This is a genomic window from Mycobacterium dioxanotrophicus, assembly GCF_002157835.1.
In the GTDB taxonomy this organism is placed as follows: domain Bacteria; phylum Actinomycetota; class Actinomycetes; order Mycobacteriales; family Mycobacteriaceae; genus Mycobacterium; species Mycobacterium dioxanotrophicus.
Genome location: NZ_CP020809.1, coordinates 7059296 through 7083907 on the forward strand (window position 1 = coordinate 7059296; position 24612 = coordinate 7083907).

Below are 24612 nucleotides of genomic sequence, written 5' to 3' on the forward strand. Positions count from 1 at the left end.
GTCTATTTGAAAGGAACATCATGATTCGCAGGTCTTCCCCGCAGGTGAACAACTTCATAACCCCTGACGTTTTCAAGGGCTTCGGCTTCAATCAGATCGTGAGTGCAGGCGACACCGTCCATCTCGCAGGCGTTGTCGCGAACGTCGGCAGCTTGGAGGATCTGCAGATCGTTCATCCCGATGACACTGCCAGGCAGTTGGAGTTCATCCTGCGAGTTATCGACGACCTCTTGAAAACTGAACACTTGGACCGCACGAATCTTGTGTCCTTGACGATCTACGCATCTGACCTGCCCGCATTGGCGGAAGCCATCCCCCGAGTTTACGTTCCGTGGGTCGGGGATCACGCGCCCAACATGTCCATTGTCCAGGTCGCCGGCTTCTTGTTGCCGGGTCAAGTCCTGGAGATCCCCGCCGTCGCATATCGCGACTGAGCCCTTCCAGCAGCCGAATTCGGCGATCCGACGGTGAGCCTACTACTGAAAACGACGACCGTAAGCGAAGGCCAATGATTGAAGACTTGCCACTGCAACAGATTCAGATAGATGAGCAGGTGATCGCGTACCGCGAATCTGGGCCTGTCGATGGACAGCCTGTCGTGTTGGTACACGGTTGGCCGCAGACATCATGGGCTTGGCGCCACCAACTCGCGGAGCTTGGAGCCCGTGGCTACCGAGTAATCGCACCGGACCTGCGTGGGACTGGTGGATCAACGGTTTTCAAACACCACGATGATTACGCGCTGCGGCATCAGGTCGATGACCTGATCGCGTTAGTGGACGCGCTCGAAATCGATCGAGCAACGTGGGTTGGCCACGATTGGGGTGCTCCCGCAGTGTGGAGCGCCGCCCGGCACCATCCCGAGAGGTTCGCGGCAGGTGGATCCCTGAGTACGCCATACGACACCCTAGAGAAGGGGTTCGAGCGGGTAGCTTCGTTCGTCCGTCGGGATGTCTACCCCGAAACTGAGTACCCCGCCGGGCAAATGGACTACTACCAGTTCTACGCAGAGGAGTTTGATTCTGCACTAGAGCAATTCGAGGCCGACATCGCAGCGTTCTTCGCGAACCTCCTCCGCGGCGATGAGCCGGGGCAACAGAACGTTGTGTGGCCGACGGCCACGGTACGCAGACGGGGTGGCTGGTTCGATGGTGGTCCGGCGCCGGCAAGGGAACACGATCCCACGGTGATCAGCACCGGCGACCTGAAACGGTTCGTCGACGATTATTCGCGGACTGGGTTTTTCGGTGTGAACTCGTTGTACATGAACGATGATGACAACCGAGCATTTGTCGAACAGGCCGGTCGAGATCGAGTGAGCTTCCCGGCTCTGCTGGTGGTCGGCCGACATGACTACGTCAACGACGCCGCCTACTCGGAACTTGCATCCCCGATGCGCGAGTTGTGCGACGATCTCGATATCCGTGGAGTGGACGCCGGACACTGGGTCCACCAGGAGCGCTCGGCGGAAATCACCGATGCGATCGACGACCTCGCTCGCAGGGGTGCCCCACGGTGATTGACTCCGAGACACTGAGCTACCCGACTACAGTGGTCGGACAGTGGCGTTTGTCGGTGTGCCCGCGTACGCAGACGGCTGAAGGCTCGGCGATATGGCTGCAGTCATGCGGAAGGTGGCAGCAATGACTGGCGCAACGGACCTTTCCCCCAACCAGAATGACGGCATGGACGATCGCGGTGAGGCCAAACAGCATCGGCAGAATCTGAAGATTGGATCCATCATCTTCGAGGACATGGATCAGATCGACTTCACTGGCCCCTACGAGGTTCTCGCCTCTTTGAGCAACGTCACGTACACCACATACGGCATGTCGCCACAGCCCGTCCGTGATTGTCGTGGACTGACACTTCTACCCGATGCGGTGCTCGAGGAAGCGCCGCAGCTGGATGTGCTGCACGTACCCGGTGGTCCCGGGCAGCAGGCCCATATGGAAGACCGGCGTCTTTTGGATTGGTTGCAAAGGCAGGCGTCTGGAGCTCGATGTGTCTTATCGGTGTGTACCGGCGCACTGCTGCTGGGAGCCGCAGGGTTGCTGCATGGACGGCGTGCAACCACACACTGGGGTTCGCTCGAAGTTCTTTCGGTCTTCGGCGCTACCGTCGTCCCTGAGCGCGTAGTCACCGACGGTAGCTTCGTGTTCGCAGCCGGAGTCACCGCTGGTATCGACGCGGCCCTGATGGTCGCGGCCGAACTGCGCGGACTCGACGAAGCGCAAGCGATCCAACTCTTCATGCAGTACGCACCCCAGCCGCCGTTCTCCAGCGGCACACCCGAAACGGCGCCGCCACACGTCTTGCAATCCGTCACCGCCCGAGGCAAACCACTTCTTGAGCGTCGAATTCAAACCGCCCGGCGTATCGTCACCAATAGCTGAGGCACGGCAATGCGTCGGACTCTTCCGAACGAGTGGCCCAGCATATGCGAGACCTGTTCTGCCTCACGGTGAACGTCATTGCTCACGTATCTACACGGGCAGAGTCTCGACTACTAACTTGCCTGGAGTTCCAGATTCAAACGATCGGATGAAAGCAAGCGGCAGCTCATGGAAACCGTGTACCACGGTGTCGAGTTCTTTGAGAGTTCCTTGTCGGAGTAACTGTGAGAGTTCCCGGTGGGCCTTGGCCGCGCGGTTGAAGTAGTCAAGGACGATGAATCCCTGTAGCTGGGTACGTTTGCTGAGCAGCAGTCCGAAGTTTCGTGGCCCTACGGGCCTTTGATCCATGTTGTATCCATCGATCAAGCCGCATAGGGCTATGCGGGCGTGGTTGTTGAGTCGATCGATGGTCGCTTCGAACATTGGGCCTCCGGAGTTCTCAAAGACGAGGTCGATCCCCTCGGGGGTCGCCTCGACCAGTTGTTCTGCCCAGTTCTTCGCCTTACGGTCGACGACGTCATCCGCGCCGAGATCTTCGACGAGCATGCGGCACTTTTCTGGACCGCCGGCGATGCCGACAACGCGGGCGCCGGCATGCTTGGCGAGCTGCACTGCGATGCTGCCGACAGCACCTGAGGCTCCGGACACCAGGACAGTCTGTCCGGCTTGAGGTTTAAGTATGTCGCGGATGCCTGCCCAGGCGGTGAGCCCTGTCATGCCGAGTATTCCGAGCCAGCGCTGCAGCGGTACATCCGAATTCTCAGGGATACGTTCCCACTCAGGTCCTGGAGCGGTGACCACGAAACGCTCTTGCCAGCCGACGAACCCACGCACTAGATCTCCTGGCGAGAATCCTTTGTGGCGTGTTGAGATCACACGGGCGATTCCCAGCGCTCGTACCGGAGCGCCGATCTGCACAGGCGGCAGGTAGCTTGGACGGTCGTCTAGCCAACCACGAATCGCTGGATCTATTGAGACGAAAAGGGTTTCGAACTCTACATCGCCGTCGTCGAGATCTGGAAGTACGGTCTCCACGAGGCGAAAATCATCCTCGGCGACTGGCCCTTTGGGGCGGCGGGCAAGCACATACTGCAGGGTCTTCGTCACGTGGATCTTCCTTCCGTTTCCGGCTCGCGCGGCCGTCATGCCACGGTAGAAACGGACGAAGCGGCGCGGCTTGGCTACATGCGCACGGAGTTCGATTCCAGCGCTGCATCAAACATCGAGGTGGATGACGTCCATCGCCGTGCGCGCGGTGAAAGTGGGCGTGCGCCTGAGCCCAAGACGTGCTCCCCATCACATTCATAGGTTCAATGTCGCGTGGCGTTCAACCGGACCGCCACATCATTTGCAGAAGGAACTTCGCCATGACTGGCCAGGCTTCGCTCAGTAACGTCCAAGTGGCCATCACGGTCGATGATTTCGTGTTGTGGGACGGTACGCCGCTTCCCGAAGGACATAGCTCGCTCGACGTGACCCGCGCGCTCGCGGAGGCGCTGACCGGTGCCGGGCAGCACGGTATCTACGGGTTCGCACACACCTACAGCATCGCTAAGGACCCGGCCAGCTTGGCGTGCTGGAACGCGTGGCTGGAAGCCGGCCATCACCTGGGCAACCACACCCATCAACACGCTCCACTGCGTTGGATGAGCGCTGACGACTTCTGCCGTGACGTTGACCAGGCCGAGAAGCTTATCGGCCCGCTTGTCGATCAAGCCCCCGAGCGCTACTTCCGCTACCCGATGGATATGTGTTCCGGATCGGAGAGTAAACGTGGACAAGTCGAGGACTTCTTGCGCGACAACGGATATCGAAACGCACCCATCACCTGCTGGTTCGGTGACTTCGTCTACATCGTGCCGTATCAGCGGTCCCTCATCACCGGAGATGTTGACGCGCAAGCCCGGTTAGAAGACCTCCACGTCCAGGGCGCTATCGAAGGACTGGAGACGCATGCCGCATCTGCCCGCGCCATGTTCGGCACCGACGTACCGCACATCTGGATGGTGCATGGCACGCCCCTGGCCGCACGCACTATCGGACGCATCATCGAGGCGTACAAGCAGCGAGGTGTGCAATTCGTCAGCCTTGAGAAGGCTATGCAGCACCCGGTGAACTTCAGCATGCCGCCCGTGCAGGACTCCTTCAGCAACCACCTTCAGCGTTACGCGATGGCGGCCGGCATCGCGAAACCCGACCTTTCTGACGAGCTTTTCGGCGAAATCCTGGTCAAGTGCCCGATCAACGGTATGGACACCCTTCAGTTCTACGACGAGAAGGTCCTCAAGCCGATCGCTGATCAGGTGGGCTCGCCCTATCTATGGGACTGGTCATAACCAAGGGGCAGTGTCGAGGCCATCACATCATAAGAAAGAGAAAGTAACTCGTGCTCAATCTCTCTGTCATGCTGACTGATACCGCCCGGGAACGACCCACTACGGCAGCAGTGCTCGAAGGGGACCGCCGGATGACCTACCGTGAGGTCAACGCTGCGGCCAATCAGATCGCAGCGCTGTTGATTCGCCGTGGCGTCAACGCCGGTGATCGAGTCGCGATGAGTGTCCCGAATGTTCTCGAGTTCCCCGTCATCTATTACGGGATCCTGAAGGCGGGCGCGGTCGTCGTACCGATGAACACCATGCTGAAGCGCGCCGAAGTCGCCTACCATCTTCGCGATTCGGGCGCGCGTGCTTACTTTTTTGCTGATGCCTACCTGCCCGACGATGCGTGGCGCGGCTTCGACGACGTCGCCACATGCGAATTCTCCATTGCCATCAACGACCTGGCCGAACTCCTCGGCGAGCACTCTGGCGAGGATGTGTTGGTCCCGACCGACGCGACTGACACTGCCGTCATCCTGTACACCAGCGGCACCACAGGTAAGCCCAAGGGCGCCGAGCTCACACACGCTAACCTTGTCCTGAACGCTCTGACGTGTCACCGTCTTTTCGACATACACGGTGAGTCGCAGTTGGTGACACTGCCGCTGTTTCACTCGTTCGCCCAAACTGTCCAGCTAAACGCCGGTTTCAGCCAGGGTGGAACGCTCGTGCTGTTGACCCGATTCGATGCCGGTACCGCATTGAACCTGATCCGCGATCATCAGATCACGGTGTTCGCCGGCGTACCCACCATGTACTGGGCGCTGCTGGGCGCAGCTGCGAACCGCGATGACATCACCGCACTGGGCAGGCAGCTCAAAGTGGCCATGTCCGGTGGCGCCGCGCTGCCCGTCGAGCTTCTCAAGCGATTCGAGACCGTCTTCGGGGTGGGCATCCGCGAAGGATACGGCTTGTCCGAAACAAGCCCGGTGGTGGCTTTCAATCGACTCGACCGACCCAGCCGCCCCGGTTCCATCGGGATGCCGGTGTGGGGAGTCGAACTCGCGCTGCTCGGTGCCGACGGCCAGCACTGCGGTCCTGGCGATCGCGGTGAACTCGTCGTCCGCGGGCACAACGTCATGAAAGGATACATAGGTCGCCCTGACGCGACCGATGAGGCCATCGATTCTGCCGGCTGGTTTCACACTGGTGATATCGCCACTCGCGACGAAGACAACTTTTTCTACATCGTCGATCGCGCCAAAGATCTCATCGTGCGCGGCGGGTTCAATGTCTACCCCCGCGAGGTCGAGGAGACCCTGATGACTCATTCCGACATCACTCTCGCCGCGGTGGTGGGGATTGCCGATGAACGCGTCGGCGAAGAGATCAAAGCCTTCGTGATCACGCGGCCGGGCACGACGCTTGCCGAATCTGAAGTTATCGCATGGTGCCGTGACCGCCTGGCCGTATACAAATGCCCACGCACAGTTCAGTTTTGCCACGAGCTTCCACTCAACGCCACGGGCAAGGTCCTCAAACATCAGCTCAAAAACGCGAACAGCGCGGCCATCGCATAGTCGGGGGGCGGATTAACAACACTGCGCCACAGCGCTTTTACTAAATGTCACCAGGGCTCGGAGGGCTGACAGACCCGCCTGTCCGGGGTTTCACGATCGGCGCCCGAACCACAGCACCACGGCGATGAGCGCCGTTCACTCGTTCCGGCCCGCCATCGCAGCAGACGCCTCAACCGCAGACCGAGCGATCCGACTGCAGGCTGTGCCTCTTCCCGAATTTCCCGACCCCAGACCTCAATCCCCGGAGCAGCCAACATGACTCATCTCACGCCCGAACGCACTGCCACACCACGATCCTGGTCCCAAACCGCTGTGGTGCCAGGTTCGGTGCGTACTCACGTGACGCGTTGGTTGGTACGCATGCTCGGGTTGGCCGTCGCGGTTATCGTACTCGCGGTCTGCGGATCGGCAATGCTGCCGGTCGTGCGTGCAGACGAAACTGCGTATCTCCCGTTCTACACGCCACCTAGTCCGCTCCCGCCCGGCCGGCCGGGCGACCTCATCCGCACCGAACCGTCGCGGCTGGTACTCGAACCGTCCGGGCAACTCGGAGCGTTTGTCGGCACAGGAACGCGGATCATGTACCGCAGCACCGATGCCCAAGGACAGCCAGTGGCGGTGACTGGCACCTACATAGAACCCGACGTACCTTGGCCGGGCATCGGCCCCCGTCCCCTTCTCGCGTATGCGGTCATGGGCTTTGGCATGGGCGAACAGTGTGCACCGTCGCGCATGTTCAATCAGGGCATCCACGCCTCCTTGCAGACCGGTTTTGATGTCATGTTCAACCTGGAGGAGGGGTGGGTCGCGACCCTGCTCGCGCGTGGCTTCGCCATCGTCATCACTGACGGCGTCGGGATGGGTATCCATGACTCTAGGTCTCCGCAATTCCTCAACCGCAACGCTGGCGGAGCTGCACTCATAGACGCTGCCCGCGCTGCAATGAAGTTGCCCGGCACGTCCCTGGACCCGCACGGCCCTGTCGCTTTTTGGGGGTGGCTCGCGGGCGCGCACGCGGCGCTGTCAGCGGCCGAATTGGCCGCGAGCTACGGTACCGAGCTGCACGTTGTTGGCACGTACGCTGCTGCGGCACCAACGGATATCGCGGCAGTCCTGCCCGCCATGGACGGCAACTTCTTGGCCGGTGTTCTCGGCTATGTCCTGCGAGGGATCATGGCGTCCTATCCTGCGACCGAGCAGCCCATCTGGGATGCCCTCACCCCGCGCGGAGTGGAAATGCTGGCCAATACCGGCAGTCAATGCCTGCTGCAGACCGGTGTCGACTACATGTTTCGTCATATCCAGTTTTGGTTCAAACAGGACATCTTCGCCACCGCCGCCGCGGAACCCTTCAAGTCCCTGCTGTGGGCCCAGCGGATCGGCAACGTCAAACCCACCGGCCCTGTCTATCTGACTCACAATCGGTGGGATCCCTTTGATCCGTACTCCGCCGTAGAACAAACCGCGGCCGACTGGTGCGCGATGGGCGCCGACGTAACGCTGTGGACCAATGAACAGCCACCGCTGTTCAACAAGTTGGACATCAATTCCATGCTGCCCGTCTTTGTCGATGGAGAGCGAAGTATGAGCTGGATCGCCGACCGGTTCAATGGGATACCCAGTGCGCCCAACTGCGGTCAGATTCCGGCCCCGGCCTGACATGTGACGTTTGCCGCGGTCCGGTTGCGAAGTCGCCTCAAACCGTGATGGCCGCACCGCAATCGGGCGAATACAGTTCGCTACGAAGTTGGCCATGCGCACAGCAAAAGGTACGCTGCGCATATAGCCAAGACGTGTTCTAGGTCACATTTCAACAGTGAGTGCGCTGCCACCAAACCTGCCCAGCGCAACCAGCTTGGCGACAAGCAGAGGCGCCCACCACGAGAAAGCGACGTTCCGACATGAGCTACATCGTGCAGACCCTTAGTACCCAGGATCTGGGCGCCAAGGATCGCAGCGACTGGTGGCGAGACCGTGTGTCAGAGATTCACTGTCCGATGTCCTTCGCGCTGGCCGATGACTACTCCGGGCGGATCGAATATCAGCAGTCGGGTCGCTATCGACTGGTCCGTTGGTGGGGTGACGCTGAAGCACTGACTCGAGATTCCACCCAGATCCGGCGATCTCCGCACGGTTCTTACGAGTTGCTCATCCCAGTCCATGGTCATCTGCAGCTTGCACAAGGGGACAGCGACATCGTCGCGGTGCCACACACGATGACGCTCACCTCGCTGGATGCTGCGATGGATATGCGACATGGCGACAACGTCTCGGCGGTAGCCCTTGTCATTCCACGAGATCACCTCGACTCTCGACTGGCGCGGCCGACCAATGATCGTCCGATATCCCTTGATGCGCGGCGCGGGCTCGGCCGGATCGTCGTCGATCAGCTACGCACGATCCGTGGCGAGCGCGATCAACTGGACGGCTTCCAGTTCGACGCAGTGATGGACCGGATCGTCGACCTCATCGCCATCGCCTACAACGATCTCAGCGCACCGCTGGACAATGTTCCCGCCGACGCACTAGTCGATTCCATCCGCCGCTATGTGCGCAGCAACGCACACGATCCGGCGCTGACCGGCGCAGGCATCGCCGCAGGCTTGGGCTGGTCACTGCGCCATATTCAGAACCAACTGCAACGCGTGGGCACCACACCCTCGGACCTGATCCGCGAGGAGCGGCTCGCACTGGCGCGACTTCGCCTTCAGGATCCCGGTTGGCGGGCGCAGAGCATCACCCAGATCGCTTTCTCATCAGGATTCGGCGACCTGAGCACCTTCAGCAACGCCTACCACCGCAGCTTCGGCGAACGACCATCAGACACCCGCACATCTCACTGAAAATCTGCTGCCAACATCCGTTAAATACGTCGCGCACAACAACATACGTGCGCAAGGCTCCAAGCTAGTACGCCGCACCATCTCTTAGCGTCGAAGCATGGAACATGCAACTCATCCTCTCGCCGATAACGACACCCTGTTCTCTGTCAGCGGCCGCATAGCCGTGGTGACCGGAGGATCCCGCGGAATCGGCGCCATGATCGCCCGCGGGCTGGTCACCGATGGTGCCGATGTGATCATCACCAGCCGCAAAGTCGAACAGTGCCGCGCCACTGCCCACCAGATCAATAGCGAGGCAGAGACTCTCGGAGGTTCAGGCCGCTGTAGCTACATCAGCGCCGATCTCTCGACGCCGGCCGGCATCGAACATCTGGTCAACTCGGTCAACGATCGCCACGAGCACATCGACATCCTGATCAACAACGCCGGCACCACGTGGGGAGCACCCCTGGAGGATTACCCAATCGCCGGCTGGAGCAAGGTCCTGAACACCAACCTTGTCTCCCCCTTCAGCATCATCGTCGGACTGCTCCCGTTGCTGCGCAAAGGCGCCAACGCGCAGCGTCCCGCCAGCATCATCAACATCGGCAGCGTCGACGGGCTGGTCGCACCGCGGTGGGAGAACTACTCCTACAGCGCCAGCAAGGCGGGCCTGCATATGCTCACCCGCCATCTAGCCGGCCGCCTGGCACCAGACAGCATCACGGTCAACGCCATCGCCCCCGGGCCGTTCCTCACCGACATGCTCAGCCACGTCGCGGCCGACCCCGCGCAGGAAGGCGAGCTGCTCAACACCGTCCCCCTCGGCCGCTACGGCCAAGCCGACGACATCGTCGGCGCCGTCAGATTCCTCTCCTCAACAGCCGGGGCGTTCGTCACCGCAGCCGTGCTTCCGGTCGACGGCGGATTCAGCGGCGCCACGAACTGAACCCTCATCCCGACAGCACACATCACCAACACCACAGGAGTACCCGCATGCCCGAAGCCGTCATCGTCTCCACTGCGCGAACCCCGATCGGCCGCGCCGTCAAGGGATCCCTCAAAGACCTTCGCGCCGACGACCTCGCCGCACACGCCGTGCTCGCCGCACTGGCCAAAGTCCCCGAACTCGATCCCACCCAGATCGACGACCTCATGCTCGGTGTCGGCCAACCGGCAGGCGAATCCGGAAACAACCTGGGCCGAGCCGTAGCCGTCTTGGCCGGCCTCGATCAACTCCCCGGTGTCACGGTCAATCGCTACTGTTCAAGCAGTTTGCAGACAACTCGTATGGCACTGCACGCCATACGCTCTGGCGAAGGGGACGTATTCATCTCTGCCGGTGTAGAGACTGTCAGTCGATACTTCAACGGCGCCTCGGACAACCCCGAAGGACGGAACCCCCTCTTTGCCGATGCTCAGTCCCGCACCGCCGCCCGAGCAAAGGACAACCTCAGCTGGGCTGATCCCCGAGCCGGGGATCAGCTACCAGATCTCTACATCGCGATGGGGCAGACCGCGGAGAACGTGGCCAACTTAAAGGGAGTCAGCCGCGCCGATCAGGACGCCTTCGCGGTGCGCAGCCAGAACCGCGCCGAAGCGGCCATCCAGTACGGCTTTTGGGGTCGCGACATCACCCCTGTACGTCTACCCGACGGCAGCTATGTAAGCACCGACGATTGCCCACGCACCGATGTCACTCTCGAAGCCGTAGCCGCACTGCCGCCGGTGTTCAGGACAGACGGAACTGTAACCGCGGGCAACAGCTGCCCACTCAACGACGGTGCAGCCGCACTCGTGGTGATGTCAGATTCCAAGGCAACCGAACTCGGTATCACTCCACTTGCACGCATAGTCAGCACAGGCGTCACCGGATTGTCACCAGAAATCATGGGACTCGGGCCTGTTGAAGCGAGCAGACAGGCATTGCGGCGGGCCAACCTCGACATCCACGATATCGACCTCGTCGAGATCAACGAGGCTTTCGCTGCCCAAGTCATCCCTTCCATGCGAGAACTAGGTGTGGACGAAGACAAAGTCAACATCAACGGTGGCGCCATCGCACTCGGCCATCCTTTCGGTATGACGGGCGCCCGGATCACCAGCACGCTGATCAACTCGATGATGTTCCATGACAAGCAATTCGGTCTAGAAACCATGTGCGTCGGGGGCGGCCAAGGCATGGCTATGATTCTCGAACGCCTGTCATAACATGACCCAGAGGTTGGTGACGTCACTCAACTCGGGCATCCAGTGACGTCATTGACCGGAATGCGACTCTCGCACGCACCGCGACCAAACACGATTCGCCCTGCGACCCCACCTAACTCATCAGACGGGTGATGGCGGCCCAGTATGCCTGACGCTCCTCGGCATGCATCGTCGGGCCGAATGCGACGACTACAGTCATTACCTGGCGCATGCCGTGATCTGCTGCATATAGCTGAGCCGCACCACTTGTGCGAAACGAGAGAACTTGCATACGCTCGGTGGTGATCGACTGCGCGCATCCGATCCTCGGACAGTCCGCGGCGCTGCTGTCCACGGGCTGGCCCGGCTGTAACCCGCTGCGCTTCAGTTCCTCAACAACATCACGTGCTATGTGAGAGCTACTATCCGAAGCAGGCCATCGGGTTTCAGTGCGGGGAGCTATATGTGCCGCACAGGCGGAGCCGAGTAGCGCGCATACGGCTCCCAAGCCGACCCGAAGAGCAATGCTCGATGCTCGGGACCGGACCAGACCGATCAAAGGAACTTGGTGAGGATGCGGTTGCCTCATAACGATCCATCCATGCCGGTGCACCCGCTCCCATCAGAGAGATCGCCAAAAGGTCTGCCGGCGTTCCTTGTTCGATTGGTGGTCGAGGCCGCTGGGCCCAAGTGTCGCCACGCAACGGGATGCGGCGTGAGTGAGCGTGTCGATCGACTCTGGTTCACGGGTCAGCGTTGCTTTAGGTAGGATTCGACGAGTTTGACGAGCGCGCCGAGCCGATAGCGGCGAGGCACGACGACAGGAATACTCCAGGGCGAGAATGCGTCTGCAGCCACCGGTCCCACGCACGCGACCACAATGTCGCCGCGTAGCGCATCAACGAAGGCGGATTCGCGACCGGTGAGTGCGGCGGCGCGCATGATCGAGGCGACGGCAGGCGCCGAGGTGAAGGTGAGTGCGTCGAGAGCATGACCGACGACCAGATCGAGAAGTTCATCAAGCCGCGCCGGCGACTCAGGTCCTTCGACACGGTAGATCGAGGCGATAATCACCTCAGCCCCCCGCTCGCGCAGGACCTGAGCTGCGCGATCCTGCGAGAGGCCATGCTCCTGCATGATGATTCGCTTACCAGAGAGGTCTCTGCGGCATAGGTGGGCCAGGACATCTGCGAAGCACTCACTCCGCGGCGACCAGTCAACGCGTACACCCCGCCCGACCAGTGCACCGGCTGACTTCGGTCCCCGAGCCAACACCTCGGCGCCGGCGGCGACTCGGACCAGATCGTGACCCAATCCCCATGAGTCGGCGGATTCGAACCAGGAATTTATGCCGGTACCGGTTGTCGCCAGAAACAGATCCGCAGGCCGGCCCACGACGGCCTGCGTAGTGCGGCGAAGCTCCCGCTCGTCGATCATCGACGGGACAAGTGACAGCGCGGGCGCCCACATGATATCGGCGCCGCGTCGCTGGAACATCTCGATCTGCTCTCGGGCTTTCCGAGCCGCTGTCACTCCGATCAGGCGACCTTCAAGAGACCACCCAGCGGTTGACGAATCATTTTGTCGCAGCGGTGATGCCGTCACTTCCCTGCTGCCCAACGTGCGGCAGGAACTCTCACCGTTAAGCGTCATGTGTTGATGCTGACATCGCTACCAGCTATTTGCCTTTGACGAGGTTCGATCTCGTCATGGCGACAGCGAGGTGAAAGGCGCTGCCCGCGTGGATATTTACGAACGAGCGCTCCAGCGACTGGTCGATGGCGATCAAGAGCGTTGTCCCTTCCTGGGCTTGCGAAGAAACCGGCCACTTCATCATCGTCGGCGCGTTCGGACGTCGCCAGCGGCGATCGTGCCAGGCTGCGTTAGGTTGCTGCCATAGTGTTACAACTGCGTGCCAACGCTTTTCGTATCGGCAAGCAGAGACAGTCGCAATGCCCGGGAGCCGAACCTTCAGTAGAATTGAGCTTCGTCGGTGAACAGCATCAGGCCCAGTTCGGTCCATCACCGAAGATCGGTCGCACTCACTGCTCAGTGACCGCCACTAACAACCGATGACACAAGGAGATTGATGTCTGTAGTGAAGATCAATGCCCTGCATGTTCCGGCAGGCCAGGGCGCTGAATTGGAAGGACGCTTTGCTGCACGGGCGCGCATTATCGACGGCGAACCCGGGTTCGAGGGTTTTACCTTGTTGCGCCCAGTCAAAGGCGAAGATCGGTACTTCGTGATGACGACCTGGGAGAGCCAGGAGTCCTTTGATGCCTGGCGGGCGAAGGCGGTTGACCACGGGCCGGTCGCCGACGGACGCAAACCGGTGGCCACCGGGGCCGACCTGCTCGAGTTCGAAGTCGTCGACCTGTCCTGAAGGCATCAGGACGAAGATCCTCTACGGACTCAGCGTATCGGTGGAAGTTCTTAGGCACTATCGGCTGGCTCCCGCGTTCTTGGTTACAATTCGAGGCGATCGGTTGCGGATCGGCTACTGCATCACGATTTCGGCACCTCCTCGTCCCGCCAGGTATCGGCAAACAGCGCAGGGTTGACGGGACGCGTGATATACAGCGTCGTCAACCTGTCCAAGTCATGGCGAACGAGTTCGGCGCCATGGGCATTCGCAGCAACATCGTCTCTCCGGGGGCCGACCCGCACCGCCCATTGGGACAGGGGCGGCGGGTTCGCTGTCAGTCTGGCTGCCGAGTACGGCCTCGACCGCGAAGCCGCCATCAAACATTTCGCTACCGAGGTGCGCAAGCTCCCGGTCGGGCAGATCGGGGCCCAGAAGATGTCGGCGGCGCAATCGTGTTCCCGGTATCCGATCTCACCAAGCTGATCACCGGCTCACGTTGTCTGACAATGACTCTCATACCCTCGCCGTCGGCGCTCTCGGAGTAATCGGGCGCAACGCCGTCGACCACCTCAACGACCTGGACCGACCCGTGCTCGCCTGAGCCAACGCACCACTGCGCCATGTCACCCTTCGCCCGGCGACCACACCGCCGGGCGACGGCCTGAACCCTCCCTGCGGCACGGGCGATCGGCAGCAATCGCGTGGCCGAGATCCGACCCTGTGATTTCTCGACCCGTTCGGCGACCAGATGAGCCACCGCGTCGTAATTGTGGGCCCGTTCGGTTCGCGGCGCCGGTGGCACGCCGGCCTGGTCGGCTTCGAACTTGTCGATGATCTTCTTGACGGTGCGGTGGGTGGTGCCGCACGCCTCGGCGGCGGCCCTGTACGACCCGAGCTGTTGGTAGGCAGAAATGATGTCCATACGGTCCTTCGCAGACTTCAATGGAACTCCCCGATGGTGGCGGCGATTGGTTGGCGCCTTCACCGTCACCATCGGGGCCCGCAGTTCCTGATCGACACGACGAACACGGGGTGGATACTTTTACCTGGCCAAAACCGGATACCTCTACTTGGCCACCAGTGGGTACTTTTTCATGGCCACGGACACCATCGGGCGACTTCCTCTTTGCCACATCATCCAGTGTCGTCATGACGGCACCATCCCCGTCGAGCATCGCTCAGCGCGTCAGGGCAGAAACACCGTTTAATCCACAGTCCCGGTGGGTCAAGTTCACGAGACCTGCAGAGGGTCAAGTTTTCAGAAACCATTGACAAGTGGTTTCAAGTAATTCGTGTGCAGCGACAGTTCGTGCGATGACGAGCCACTGCACGAAGTCGTCTGGTCGGTGAACCGGCACATGAAGGCCGGCACGGACATCCGAGCGGGCTGGGCCATCTCTGCGACGGCGTTTGGTTCAACCGGAGACGTGCTTGGTGGGTATGTCGGGCTCATGCGCCCGGTGCCCTAACTTACGGATCACCGGTGGGAACGTCAACCCAGATGCGAGCCCGTAGGTCACGCGTGCGTCCGCGCGCAAGAGGCGTGTTGCTCAGGATCCGTCCGGATATGCTGCGGTAGCGCGAATTTCGACAAGCAGTCCGGGGCTGGCGAGCCCGCTGACGCCGATCAGTGACCAAGTCGGGTAAGGCGGCTGGATCAGGCGGGACTTCGCCTTGGTAAAGCCGGACAAGTGCTGGTGGATGTCGACGTGGTAGCTGGTGACATCGACGAGCGCAGACAGATCGAGTCCTTCCAGACGGAGAATCTCACGCAGCTTCCGAATAGCGATCTCGGTCTGTTCCTCAATGCCCTCAGGGATGGTGCTGTCGGGGCGCCGACCGATTGTGCCGGCGATGAATAGGTGTCCGTGTGAGCGCACTGCAGCGGAATAGCCGAAACTCTCGAAGGCGCTCAGGGTCTTGCCGAAGATCTCAGAGTCTTCGGGGACCTCAACAGTGTTGATGGCGCTAAAGAAGACTGCCCAGAGATGCTAAGCGAAATTGCCCAGTTGGCTTGAGTGGCTAAGGTTAGCAGGTTCGTCGTTGCAGGGGAACGATTGTGCCGTCGCCGGGGGTGCTGGGGCGGGCAGCTTCTGGAGTGGTCAGCAAAGCGACGATGGTGATGGGTTCGCCGCAATGCGGGCAGGAACGGGTGGCGGCCGGCTGTGGGGCGGGTGGCCGGGCCTCGGTGACGGTGGCGGCGGTGTCGCTGTGTTTGCGTTGCTCCCAGGCGTGTTTGCGGCAGCGGTCTGAGCAGTAGATCTTGGTCGGTGTGGTGGCGGTGAATTCGGTCCAGCAGGCTTGGCAGGAACGGGTCTCAGCTGACATGGGCGGCGACCGCCTTACGCATCGTTTCGGCGGTGGCTTGGTGGTTGCGCAGCCGGTAGCTGGGTCCGTCGATACCGACCACGGTGGCGCGGTGCAGTAGCCTGTCCAACATGGCGGCTGCGACGGTGGCGTCTCCGAAAGCGGTTGCCCAGTCAGCGATCCCAACATTGGTTGTCAGAATCGTACTCGACTTCAGATACCGTTGGTTGATCACCTGGAACAACGCGGATGCCCCATCGCCGGGCAGCGGAAGGTAGCCAAGTTCGTCAATCACCAACAGTTTCGGTCCGGCGAAGAACCGCATGCAGGTGTGCCAGCGGCCTTCCAGGGCGGCTTTGTGGCAGCGGGCCGCCAGGTCGGCGGCGGTGGTGAAATACACCCGGTGGCCGGCCTCGACCGCGCCGCGGGCCAACGCGACGGCCAGCATGGTCTTGCCGACCCCGGGTGGGCCGACGAACAGCACGTTGGCCGCGTCGTCGAGGAAGCGCAGACTGGCCAGGTCGTTGATCAGTTTGGCGTCGACCCCGGGCTGGGCGGCGAAATCGAAATCGGCCATGGTCCAGGGTTCGGGCAGACAGGCGAACCGCAACCGTGAGGTCAGCCGGCGGGCTTCGGTGGCGTTGACCTCGATCTCCAACAGCCGCTCCAAAGCGGCGGTCAGGGACAGGTTTTCGGCGCGGGCGGCATCGAGGATGCGGGGTAGCGCTTCGGCTGCGTCGCCGAGTTTCAGATAGGACAGATGTGCCCGGAGTTGTTGGTATCGGCGGGCTTCGCTCATCTGTGGGACGGTTTTGCTCAAGGGGTTACTCCTGGTTCTGTTCGGTTGGATGGTGTTGGGGAACAACGGATAGCCGTGCTGCGGTCGCCGCATAGACGGCCAGATCGATCACTACCTTCTGGGCGGGATCGTTCGCCGGGGCACCACGCAGCCGCGCGGCCTCGGCAACGGCGGCCACCGAGGGCGGTCGCCGGGTCTTATGAGTGCAAGGCCTGGCCGTCGAGAACCCCGATAGCACTGCCTGTTCGAGCGCGACGACGTGACCGGCATCGCGCACCACCGCGCCGCTGCCGTCGACCGCGCGGCGGTGCGCGGCAACAACGGCTCCCGATGCCGTGGTCAATTGCACGGTGTCAGAGCCCAGGCGGTGGGTGACGGTCACCGTGGCCCGGCCAGCCCCGGCGGCACCGAGTACTGATTGCCCCGCCAGGACACCAACGCTTGTGGAGTGACGATGCGGTGTTCGGTCAACTCGGCCGGATACGAACCCGTCGGCAGTGACCGTAGTGGTTCGGCATCGGCCAGGGCGCCGACGGTGGTGGCCTGCCCGTCGCGGCGCCGGCGGCGCCCGTCGAGCTTCACGCACAGCCGGTCCAGCGACGCCTGGGCTTGCTCGATCGTGGTGTCGTCGGTGACGGTGCGCCACCAGCGTTGGGCGGCAGCGTGATTGGACTTCTCCACCACACCCTTGCGGTTGCCCCGTCGTGGCGGGCACACATCGACGGCGACAGCGTAGTGTTTGGCCACCCCGGCGAACGCCGCGGTGATCCGGCCCGATTCGGGATGACATACCGTGGCCATCCGGTCGAACCGCCACCGCTGGGTGACCCCACCCAACCGGATGCTGACCGCCTCGATCGCTTCCACGACGTGCGCGAAGTCCTCGGCCGGGGCCAGCGCCCCGCGCCAGCGGCTCGAATGGGCCAACGCCCCGACCAGCAGGTGGGCATGCCGGTCAGCCGCCCACGATGCTGGTGGATCGGGCAGCTCGACCCAGTCCCACTGAGTCTCGACCCGGGCGGATGATCGATGACCGCGACGTCGCGGCCCTTGACCGACTGACACGGCTCGCAATGCGGTCGCAGCCCCAGGTTTCGGATTGCCAGGGTCAGCGACGGATACGAGCCGGTAAAACCTAGCTCGACGAGTTCGTCGAACAGGGTTGAGGCCCACAGGTGCGGATCGTCAGCCAGGCGGATCCGGCAGTACTCGACGAACGGATCGATCACCAGCGGTTCAGAGCGTTGGCGTTGCCCGGGTACTCGTTCCCCAGCCAGATAGGCCCGAACGGTTCGGCGATTGATCCCGAGATGGCGAGCGATCGCCGATATCGACCAACCCTGCTCCCGAAGCGCATGCGCTTCCACATCACCCTCCAGCGACAGCAAACGACGGCCCTCCCATTCATCAGCGGAAACACAACTCCGCTGACGATGAGCAGAACCCCGACAAGCAGTCCGACGACACGCCGAACCACCGCTGCCAACTGGGCACTTTCAATTAGCGAGACTGAGCACTTTCACTTAGCGCCATCAGTGTGGATGGTCATTGCGTTTTCCTTTTGTTGTGACTGATGCGGGCAGGTTGGTCCAGTGAGACGAACGCCCGACGTGTTCTGTCGACGCCTGGCCGAAAGAGTCGCGTTCGCTATGGAATTCACCGTGGATCGTGTAGCGGGGGCGGGCGGTACGGGTTTCGAGGCGCGCGCGACGCTGCGTAATCTCCAGCGAGGTATACGAAGCAATTGCCTCACAGCTGGTCGACACGGGATACGGAAAGCAGTCTGTAGGTGTCGATACCTGTTCCAATACATGTGGCAGCTGCGAAACTCTATGAATAGGTGACAGAGACACCACCTTCCGCGACAGTTTCGAGCGTCGAGTAAGCAGGCAGCGGCGGAATCAACCGGCAAGACGACACCAGACGTCAGGTCTGTCGCATGGCGCTCCAATCGGATCAACTTTTGGATCGCTAGGTTCGACCGTTCAGACTGCAGTCGCTGTGGCGTAGTCACACGAGAAGGCTTGACGGTACGCGGTTGGCGTTGTAGCCAGGCTGCGGCGGAAATGGAGGCGCAGATTGGCAGCCGACCCCAAGCCGGAGTCCTGAGCTACCCGGTCGATCGAATAGTCTGTGGTTTCAAGTAGTTCGCGTGCAGCGGTAACGCGTGCGTTGACCAGCCACTGCAACGGAGTCGTTCCGGTCTCGTCGGTGAAACGACGCATGAAGGTTCGCACTGACATCCTGGCGTGCTGGGCCATCTCTGCGACAGTGATTGGCTCGGCGAGACGGCTCAATACCCAGGACCGAGTGGCACCCAACGACGTATCCCCGACAATCGCAACCGCCGCGGGAACGTACTGCGCCTGCCCCCCATCGCGATGGGGCGGGGCGACCAGTGCACGCGCTACCCGATTCGCGGTCGCGGCACCAAGATCCCGCATCACCATGTACAAGCACATGTCGATCCCGCAGCACATTCCGGCGGAAGTAAGGACATCACCGTTGTCGACATAGAGGACATCCCGATCGATTTGCACCGATGGAAACAGCGCCTCGAATTCCCCAAGATGCTGCCAATGGGTGGTGGCTCGTTTACCGTCGAGGACGCCAGCAGCCGCCAAAGCAAACGCCCCAGTACAAATTGACGCCACCCTGGCACCTCGCGCCACACTCGCTGCTAGAGCGTCGAGAACTGAGGCAGGAACGGGTCGATCCACCGGCTGATACCCCGGGACGATCACGGTATCGGCCTCACCCACTGCATCAAGTCCGTGGCCGACCGCCAAGACCAGGCCCGATGCAGTACTGACGCGATCCGACATCCCACAGAGTTTCAAGTCATACGGGACATCAGAATCAACTGTGAATACATCGACCGGAATCGCAATGTCTAATGCCGTGACACCGTCAAGGGCCACAACTGCAATACGGTGCTGTTTCTCCATCACTTACTGACACTGACCTACCGGCACCCGCATGTACAGTGGCCATTCTGCCTAATATCGCAAGGATCCAGCCATTCTGGAGGCGGACGGCTCCAGACAGCCAGCGCCGCTTCCCAAGTCCCGGCCACCCTCAACGCCGGACCAGCTAATCAGGCGGCCGCCCCATCGATTCGATTCGGGCGCCAGCCGCCTTACGCCGATTCTCACAGGAGATCGCTGATCAAGTTCCTCAAACACACCCCAAGAAGATGCGGAGGAAACGTCACAAGACTGCACGGCCGCCGGTAGCGAAGTGACGGCACCGACTGATTGAGGCCCTCAACATGTCCGGGCCCGGACTCGGGCTAGTGTCCGTCGGGTATGCCGACCTGTTTCATCACGTAGTCGGCCAACAGTTCGTTGGCGTGGGTGGTGAGGTGTTCGGCCGCGGCGAATACGTAGGTGCGGTCGGCGTCGGGAGACTTCCACGCTGCGGCAGCACAGAAGTCCTGTCCGGGTTGCGCGCAGGCGTCCTCGTTGGCCCCGTGAGTGAACCCGTACGTCTTGGCATTCTTCAACAGGTCATCGATGAACGCCCCCGTGTCGAGTATCTGAACTTTCGCGTCCTTGGGCAGCGAATCCACCAGGTGTGTGTTGTACACGTCGGTCAGCTCGCTGACGTAGCGGCGCGACGCGTCGGACTCGAACCACGGAAGAACCTTGAGGTCGGCGAGCTTGAATACGAGCAGGTGCTGGGCGCCCTTGTCGAGGATCGCCGCGGCGGTCTTCGCCTCGTCCTCGGCAGCCTTCTGCACCCGCGCCCGCTCGGCGGCCATCACTTCCGGTGTCGGACTGTGGTTGTCGCGCAGAGCTTGGGCCAGCGCCGGGTCCTTCGTCGGATCGTAGTTATATGCAACGTCATTCGTGCCGATGTAGAGAGTGACGAGCTGGTCGGGATTGAAGGAGCCGTGCTGGTTCAGGAAGTGCTGAAGTTGGACCGCGGTGGATATCGGGGTGCCCTCCGGATTCTGCGAAACCGTCGAGTAGGCGCTGTTGGCCCGGGCGCCACCCTCGGCATAGTTCAGCCCGCCGGGGCCACTGAGACCGGGCTTCCCCTGGTAGACATCGCTGTAGCTGACGGTGTGCTCATTCGGTTCCCTCGATTGACCGAGGCGTTCGGCGACATGTTGCGCCCAGGTCATGCCGGGATTGGTGGTGAAGCGTATTCCGTAGGTGCCAGCGTCGGTCAGGCTGTCACCGAAGAACACGGCTTCGCGGAGCTTCACAGGCGCCGCACTGGTGTCCGAGGAGGTGCCAGAGGAACCGCACGCCGTGAGCGCGCTGACCGTGACCGCCGCGGCCACCGCTGCTCGGACATGGACTGACATCGGCATTCTGAATTCCTTTACGGTGGAGAGTTTTCCGCGATTGGTTGTGCTGGATGTCGGCGATGGCCCTCTCGGCACCGACCCCGGTCAAGCGACCGCACCTCCATTTCGGCGTTGGAGAATCGAACCTAGATGAGATGGGGGTCACACTCGAGGTAATGCGCCGAAGCCGGGCGCGCCTGCGCCGAGTGGGCGGTCGGACACGGTGAGCGGTACGTCCCGTACTCTCGTCGGTCGCCGACAACCCGCCAGCTCCGGTTGTTCGGGTGTTCGCGCGGTTGTCCGTGCCGCAACTACTCACCACCGCGTGCGCATGATTAAATGCCCGAAACTGGCTCGATATCTCCTCAGACACTTCTCCCCCAATCCAATTGCCGCAGTAAGTAACTGCTAACAAATCCTCCCGTTCTAGAGACATCGAGTTCGTTACCGTCGAACCGGAGCAACTAAGCAGGATCGTGGGGCATGATGCCGGAAACCGACCGTCTCAGTGCACTAATGTTGCCGCCGCCGGCGCACAGCCGAGGTGGGTCTCGCTCAGGTACCGCTAGATGAGTATCTCTAATGCAAACTAAGAATCATTAGCTGTACTGAACCAGCTGGCATCCATACCGTCATACGCATGGCCTCACCTGTGCTGATCGGTTTCCTGACCGCGATGACGCTGATCGCCGCGATCGGCGCACAGAATGCCTTCGTGCTGCGTCAGGGCATCCGTGGTGAGCATGTCATCCCGGTCATCGCGGTATGTGCGATCTCGGATCTGATCCTCATCGCCGCCGGTATCGCAGGTGTCGGCGCGTTGATCACCGCCCACCCCGATGCAGTGTTGGTCGCCAAGTTCGGCGGGGCGGCGTTCCTCATCGGGTACGCCGCGCTGGCGGCCAAACGCGCCTACCGACCGTCGACGCTGAACCCATCGGAGAAGGCGCCGGCCCGCCTGGCCGAGGTGCTCATCACGTGCGCCGCGCTGACGTGGCTCAACCCGCACGTCTACCTCGACACCGTGGTGCTGCTCGGCTCGCTGGCCAATGAACAACGCGAGCAGCGTTGGCTTTTCGGCGTAGGTGCGGTCACCGCCAGCGTGGTGTGGTTCGTCAGCCTGGGGTTGGGTGCGCGCCGGTTGGCCGGCCTGTTCGCAACCCCGTCGACGTGGCGCGTCCTCGACGGTGTGATCGCCGTGACGATGGCGGCACTGGGTGTGTGGATGCTGATGTCCTGACGCATACGCGGGGGTCGCCGACGCGGTGAACCGCTCCTTGGGCAAGCTGGGTATCAACCGAACCCGAGGAGGAGCATCCGTGGACTTCACGACAATCCGGCACGAGCTCAGCGACGGCGTCCTCACCGTCGTTCTCGACCGCCCGGACAATCTCAACGCCTTTACCGTCGAGATGGCCGAGGAGCTGGAACACACCTTCGTCGCGGTCAACGACGACAACGCGGTACGTGCGGTCATCGTGACCGGCGAGGGCCGGGCGTTCTGCGCCGGCATGGACTTGTCCAGTGAGGGCAATGTGTTCGGCCTCGACGAGTCGAAGTCACCGACGCTGGCCGACATGGCCGATCTCGACAACCCCGCGCTGCGCAAGGTCCGCGACACCGGAGGTCGGGTGACGCTGGCGATCTACGGCTGCCGCAAGCCGGTGATCGCGGCCATCAACGGGGCCGCGGTGGGTATCGGCGCGACGATGACGCTGGCGATGGATGCGCGGCTGATGTCGACCAAGGCCCGCTTCGGCCTTGTCTTCGGGAAGCTCGGCATCACCCCGGAGGCGTGTTCCACCTGGTTCCTGCCCCGGATCGTAGGTATGCCAACGGCTTTGGATCTGGTCTACCGCTCCGACATTCTCACCGCCGACGCCGCGCGTGAGATCGGCTTGGCGCAAGCAGTCCACGAGCCGGACGCCTTGCTCACCGAGGCGCGGGCACTGGCCGATGCGTGGACGCGCGAGCGCTCGCCGGTGTCGGTGGCACTCATGCGGCAGATGCTCTACCGGAATTCAGCCCAGCCGCATCCGGTCGACGCACACCGGGTGGACTCCCTGGCGATGTTCTACACGAGCATCGGCGACGGCCACGACGGCGTGCGCGCCTTCCTCGACAAGCGCGCACCGCGGTTCTCCGGCAAAGCGTCCGAAATGCCGCCGTTCTACCAAGAGTGGACTCAGGGCGGCTAGTCGACACCAAAAAGAAGAGGGGCACCCGGCGTGGGTGCCCCTCTTCTGTGTCGCGGGTCAGCGTCCGTCGCCGAACACTGAGGTGACGCTGCCGACGGTGGCCTGATGCTGAATGTCGTGCACCCACTGGTTGTGAGTGACGTCAGCCTGAGCCGGCGCGGCCAGCCCGAAGACCGCGGTCGCAAAACCGGCAACGATGGCACTGGCAAATCCAAACTTCTTCATGTCGAAGCCCTTCTGTTCAGAGTTCGAGCCGTGGCGGTGATGTCGCGGTTCGGATGTCGGTCCACCGGGTTGAGGGGTTTCTCGCCGGTCTGAATGCCATAACGCAGTGGTCAGCGGCTTAATTCCACTGGCAGAAATTGACCGGTGGTTAGCAGCAATCGGTCGTTCCCGCGCCTCTGTCTGTGACCGCCGCCACGCGCCACACGCATACACCGGCAAACGGTTCACCGTTCATCCTGCCGTAGCGGCGCACGTCACTCGCACTTCTGCGCTATGACCGCAGAGTCGATGCAATCTGCACGGCACCGAACCGTCGAGCTACCGGGTTTCGCCGCTGTCGCTGCCCGGCGCCTTCTCGGACTGAGATCGCAGGATCTCCCTAGCCCGGCGCAACACGTCGAGCTGTGCCGGGTTGTACAAGTCCGCCATCGCGCCGCTGATCGCCTTGTCGGCGAAGCGTTTCCCACGCGGAGCATCCGATCGGGACTCGGCAAGCCCGGGATGAGCTTGGTTTACCGCCCGGATGTAGGGGACCAGCCGTTGTGCGAGATCCTGCCGCGCCGCCTCATCGACATCCGCAGGAAGATTGTCGAACTCTGCCGAAGCGGGGTCGTCGGGCGCGTCCCTCATCATGTCGGCGTAGACGCGCATCCCGCGTGGCCCAAGAACCCGGCTCAGCACGACGACAAGGGAGCGATCGGCGTCTGTCATTTTGGCCGCCGCAGCCGACGGAACGAAGTCGTGCGGCAGGTCCGTGGGCGCCGAGTGCTCCAACAGCGCGGCGAGTTCGTCGCGGGCGCGCTGCAGCCGTTCGATCGTCGTGGCGAGCTCAGCGTCGAGCTCCTGTAGGGCCTGCTCGGGATGTTCGTCAGAGTCACCCATCGCGGCGATCTGCGGCAGCGAAAACCCAAGTTCGGTCAGCCTTTTGATGCGCACCAACTTGACCAGATGTGCAACACCGTACTGCTTGTAGCCGTTGGAGCGGCGTTCAGGCTCGGTCAGCAGCCCGACGGAATGATAGTGCCGCACTGCGCGCAGACTGACGCCCGCGAGTTCGGCGATTTCACGTGTGCTCCAGGCCATCATCCCCTATCCTGCCAGGCTCGAAC

22 protein-coding genes and 1 pseudogene are annotated in these 24612 nt (G+C 62.0%); 12 read left to right on the forward strand and 11 right to left on the reverse strand.

Translation table 11 applies throughout. The features are described 5' to 3' along the window. Positions 1-20 precede the first annotated feature (20 nt). The 3 genes from BTO20_RS34210 (at position 21) to BTO20_RS34220 (ending at position 2396) form a co-directional block, all read left to right on the forward strand. Entirely contained in the window at positions 21-434 is a 414-nt protein-coding gene (locus tag BTO20_RS34210; RefSeq protein WP_087080662.1) for a RidA family protein, read from the forward strand. Between the two features lie 74 nt (positions 435-508). Then, positions 509-1519, forward strand: coding sequence for an alpha/beta hydrolase (locus BTO20_RS34215; protein WP_087080664.1), 1011 nt, complete (start codon positions 509-511; stop codon positions 1517-1519). A 124-nt stretch (positions 1520-1643) separates the two neighbouring features. Beyond that, the gene (locus BTO20_RS34220; RefSeq protein ID WP_198344169.1) at positions 1644-2396 is read left to right on the forward strand and encodes a DJ-1/PfpI family protein; all 753 of its coding nucleotides are present in this window, start codon (positions 1644-1646) and stop codon (positions 2394-2396) included. Positions 2397-2486: 90 nt separating this feature from the next. On the opposite strand, the gene BTO20_RS34225 is transcribed toward BTO20_RS34220, so the two are convergent. Beyond that, complete coding sequence (locus BTO20_RS34225) at positions 2487-3503, reverse strand: NADP-dependent oxidoreductase (protein ID WP_036425179.1); 1017 nt, start codon at positions 3501-3503, stop codon at positions 2487-2489. Positions 3504-3763: 260 nt separating this feature from the next. Here BTO20_RS34225 and BTO20_RS34230 point away from each other — a divergent pair, with 260 nt between their 5' ends. The 6 genes from BTO20_RS34230 to BTO20_RS34255 all read left to right on the forward strand — a co-directional run bounded on the left by BTO20_RS34230 (position 3764) and on the right by BTO20_RS34255 (position 11330). Continuing rightward, a complete protein-coding gene (locus BTO20_RS34230; RefSeq protein ID WP_087080668.1) occupies positions 3764-4732 on the forward strand; it encodes a polysaccharide deacetylase family protein in 969 nt (322 codons plus the stop codon). A 50-nt stretch (positions 4733-4782) separates the two neighbouring features. Next, positions 4783-6297 carry a long-chain-fatty-acid--CoA ligase gene (locus tag BTO20_RS34235; protein ID WP_087080670.1) on the forward strand — a complete coding sequence of 505 codons (1515 nt, stop codon included), beginning with the start codon at positions 4783-4785 and terminating at the stop codon, positions 6295-6297. A gap of 360 nt (positions 6298-6657) precedes the next feature. Further along, on the forward strand, positions 6658-7956 hold the full coding sequence (locus tag BTO20_RS34240) for a lipase family protein (protein ID WP_087080672.1): 1299 nt from the start codon (positions 6658-6660) through the stop codon (positions 7954-7956). Between the two features lie 242 nt (positions 7957-8198). Then, positions 8199-9140, forward strand: a complete 942-nt coding sequence (locus BTO20_RS34245; RefSeq protein WP_087080674.1) for an AraC family transcriptional regulator — start codon at positions 8199-8201, stop codon at positions 9138-9140. A 97-nt stretch (positions 9141-9237) separates the two neighbouring features. Continuing rightward, the gene (locus tag BTO20_RS34250; protein ID WP_051244096.1) at positions 9238-10068 is read left to right on the forward strand and encodes an SDR family oxidoreductase; all 831 of its coding nucleotides are present in this window, start codon (positions 9238-9240) and stop codon (positions 10066-10068) included. Between the two features lie 47 nt (positions 10069-10115). After that, positions 10116-11330 carry an acetyl-CoA C-acetyltransferase gene (locus BTO20_RS34255; protein WP_087080676.1) on the forward strand — a complete coding sequence of 405 codons (1215 nt, stop codon included), beginning with the start codon at positions 10116-10118 and terminating at the stop codon, positions 11328-11330. A 729-nt stretch (positions 11331-12059) separates the two neighbouring features. Here the strand turns inward: BTO20_RS34255 and BTO20_RS34265 are convergent. After that, a complete protein-coding gene (locus BTO20_RS34265) occupies positions 12060-12962 on the reverse strand; it encodes a uroporphyrinogen-III synthase (RefSeq protein WP_087080679.1) in 903 nt (300 codons plus the stop codon). Between the two features lie 436 nt (positions 12963-13398). On the opposite strand from BTO20_RS34265, the gene BTO20_RS34270 reads away from it, so the two are divergent. Beyond that, entirely contained in the window at positions 13399-13695 is a 297-nt protein-coding gene (locus BTO20_RS34270) for an antibiotic biosynthesis monooxygenase family protein (RefSeq protein ID WP_029371499.1), read from the forward strand. 370 nt (positions 13696-14065) lie between these two features. On the opposite strand, the gene BTO20_RS41440 is transcribed toward BTO20_RS34270, so the two are convergent. The 7 genes and pseudogenes from BTO20_RS41440 to BTO20_RS34305 all read right to left on the reverse strand — a co-directional run bounded on the left by BTO20_RS41440 (position 14066) and on the right by BTO20_RS34305 (position 21104). Then, positions 14066-14671: a helix-turn-helix domain-containing protein gene (locus BTO20_RS41440; protein WP_408632136.1), complete on the reverse strand. Its 606-nt coding sequence runs from the start codon at positions 14669-14671 to the stop codon at positions 14066-14068. Between the two features lie 556 nt (positions 14672-15227). After that, positions 15228-15641, reverse strand: coding sequence for a RidA family protein (locus BTO20_RS34280; RefSeq protein ID WP_087080681.1), 414 nt, complete (start codon positions 15639-15641; stop codon positions 15228-15230). A gap of 64 nt (positions 15642-15705) precedes the next feature. After that, complete coding sequence (locus tag BTO20_RS34285; RefSeq protein WP_087072533.1) at positions 15706-16005, reverse strand: hypothetical protein; 300 nt, start codon at positions 16003-16005, stop codon at positions 15706-15708. Continuing rightward, entirely contained in the window at positions 15995-16783 is a 789-nt protein-coding gene (istB, locus tag BTO20_RS34290) for an IS21-like element helper ATPase IstB (protein ID WP_087072468.1), read from the reverse strand. Before istB ends, BTO20_RS34285 begins: the two co-directional genes overlap by 11 nt. Positions 16784-16808: 25 nt before the next feature. Further along, positions 16809-18171: pseudogene (locus BTO20_RS41445) on the reverse strand (Mu transposase domain-containing protein). A 597-nt stretch (positions 18172-18768) separates the two neighbouring features. After that, positions 18769-19731, reverse strand: a complete 963-nt coding sequence (locus BTO20_RS34300; protein WP_036425205.1) for a GlxA family transcriptional regulator — start codon at positions 19729-19731, stop codon at positions 18769-18771. Between the two features lie 344 nt (positions 19732-20075). Next, on the reverse strand, positions 20076-21104 hold the full coding sequence (locus tag BTO20_RS34305) for an SGNH/GDSL hydrolase family protein (protein ID WP_087080683.1): 1029 nt from the start codon (positions 21102-21104) through the stop codon (positions 20076-20078). 616 nt (positions 21105-21720) lie between these two features. On the opposite strand from BTO20_RS34305, the gene lysE reads away from it, so the two are divergent. After that, positions 21721-22320, forward strand: a complete 600-nt coding sequence (gene lysE / locus BTO20_RS34310) for an L-lysine exporter (RefSeq protein WP_087080685.1) — start codon at positions 21721-21723, stop codon at positions 22318-22320. Positions 22321-22399: 79 nt separating this feature from the next. Beyond that, positions 22400-23278 (forward strand): crotonase/enoyl-CoA hydratase family protein, encoded by an 879-nt coding sequence (locus BTO20_RS34315; RefSeq protein WP_087080687.1) that lies wholly within the window; start codon positions 22400-22402, stop codon positions 23276-23278. 57 nt (positions 23279-23335) lie between these two features. Here BTO20_RS34315 and BTO20_RS40005 read toward each other — a convergent pair whose 3' ends face one another. Both BTO20_RS40005 and BTO20_RS34325 read right to left on the reverse strand, forming a co-directional pair. Then, positions 23336-23503 carry a hypothetical protein gene (locus BTO20_RS40005; protein ID WP_087080689.1) on the reverse strand — a complete coding sequence of 56 codons (168 nt, stop codon included), beginning with the start codon at positions 23501-23503 and terminating at the stop codon, positions 23336-23338. 318 nt (positions 23504-23821) lie between these two features. After that, entirely contained in the window at positions 23822-24586 is a 765-nt protein-coding gene (locus BTO20_RS34325) for a helix-turn-helix domain-containing protein (RefSeq protein ID WP_087083080.1), read from the reverse strand. Between the last annotated feature and the right edge of the window lie 26 nt (positions 24587-24612).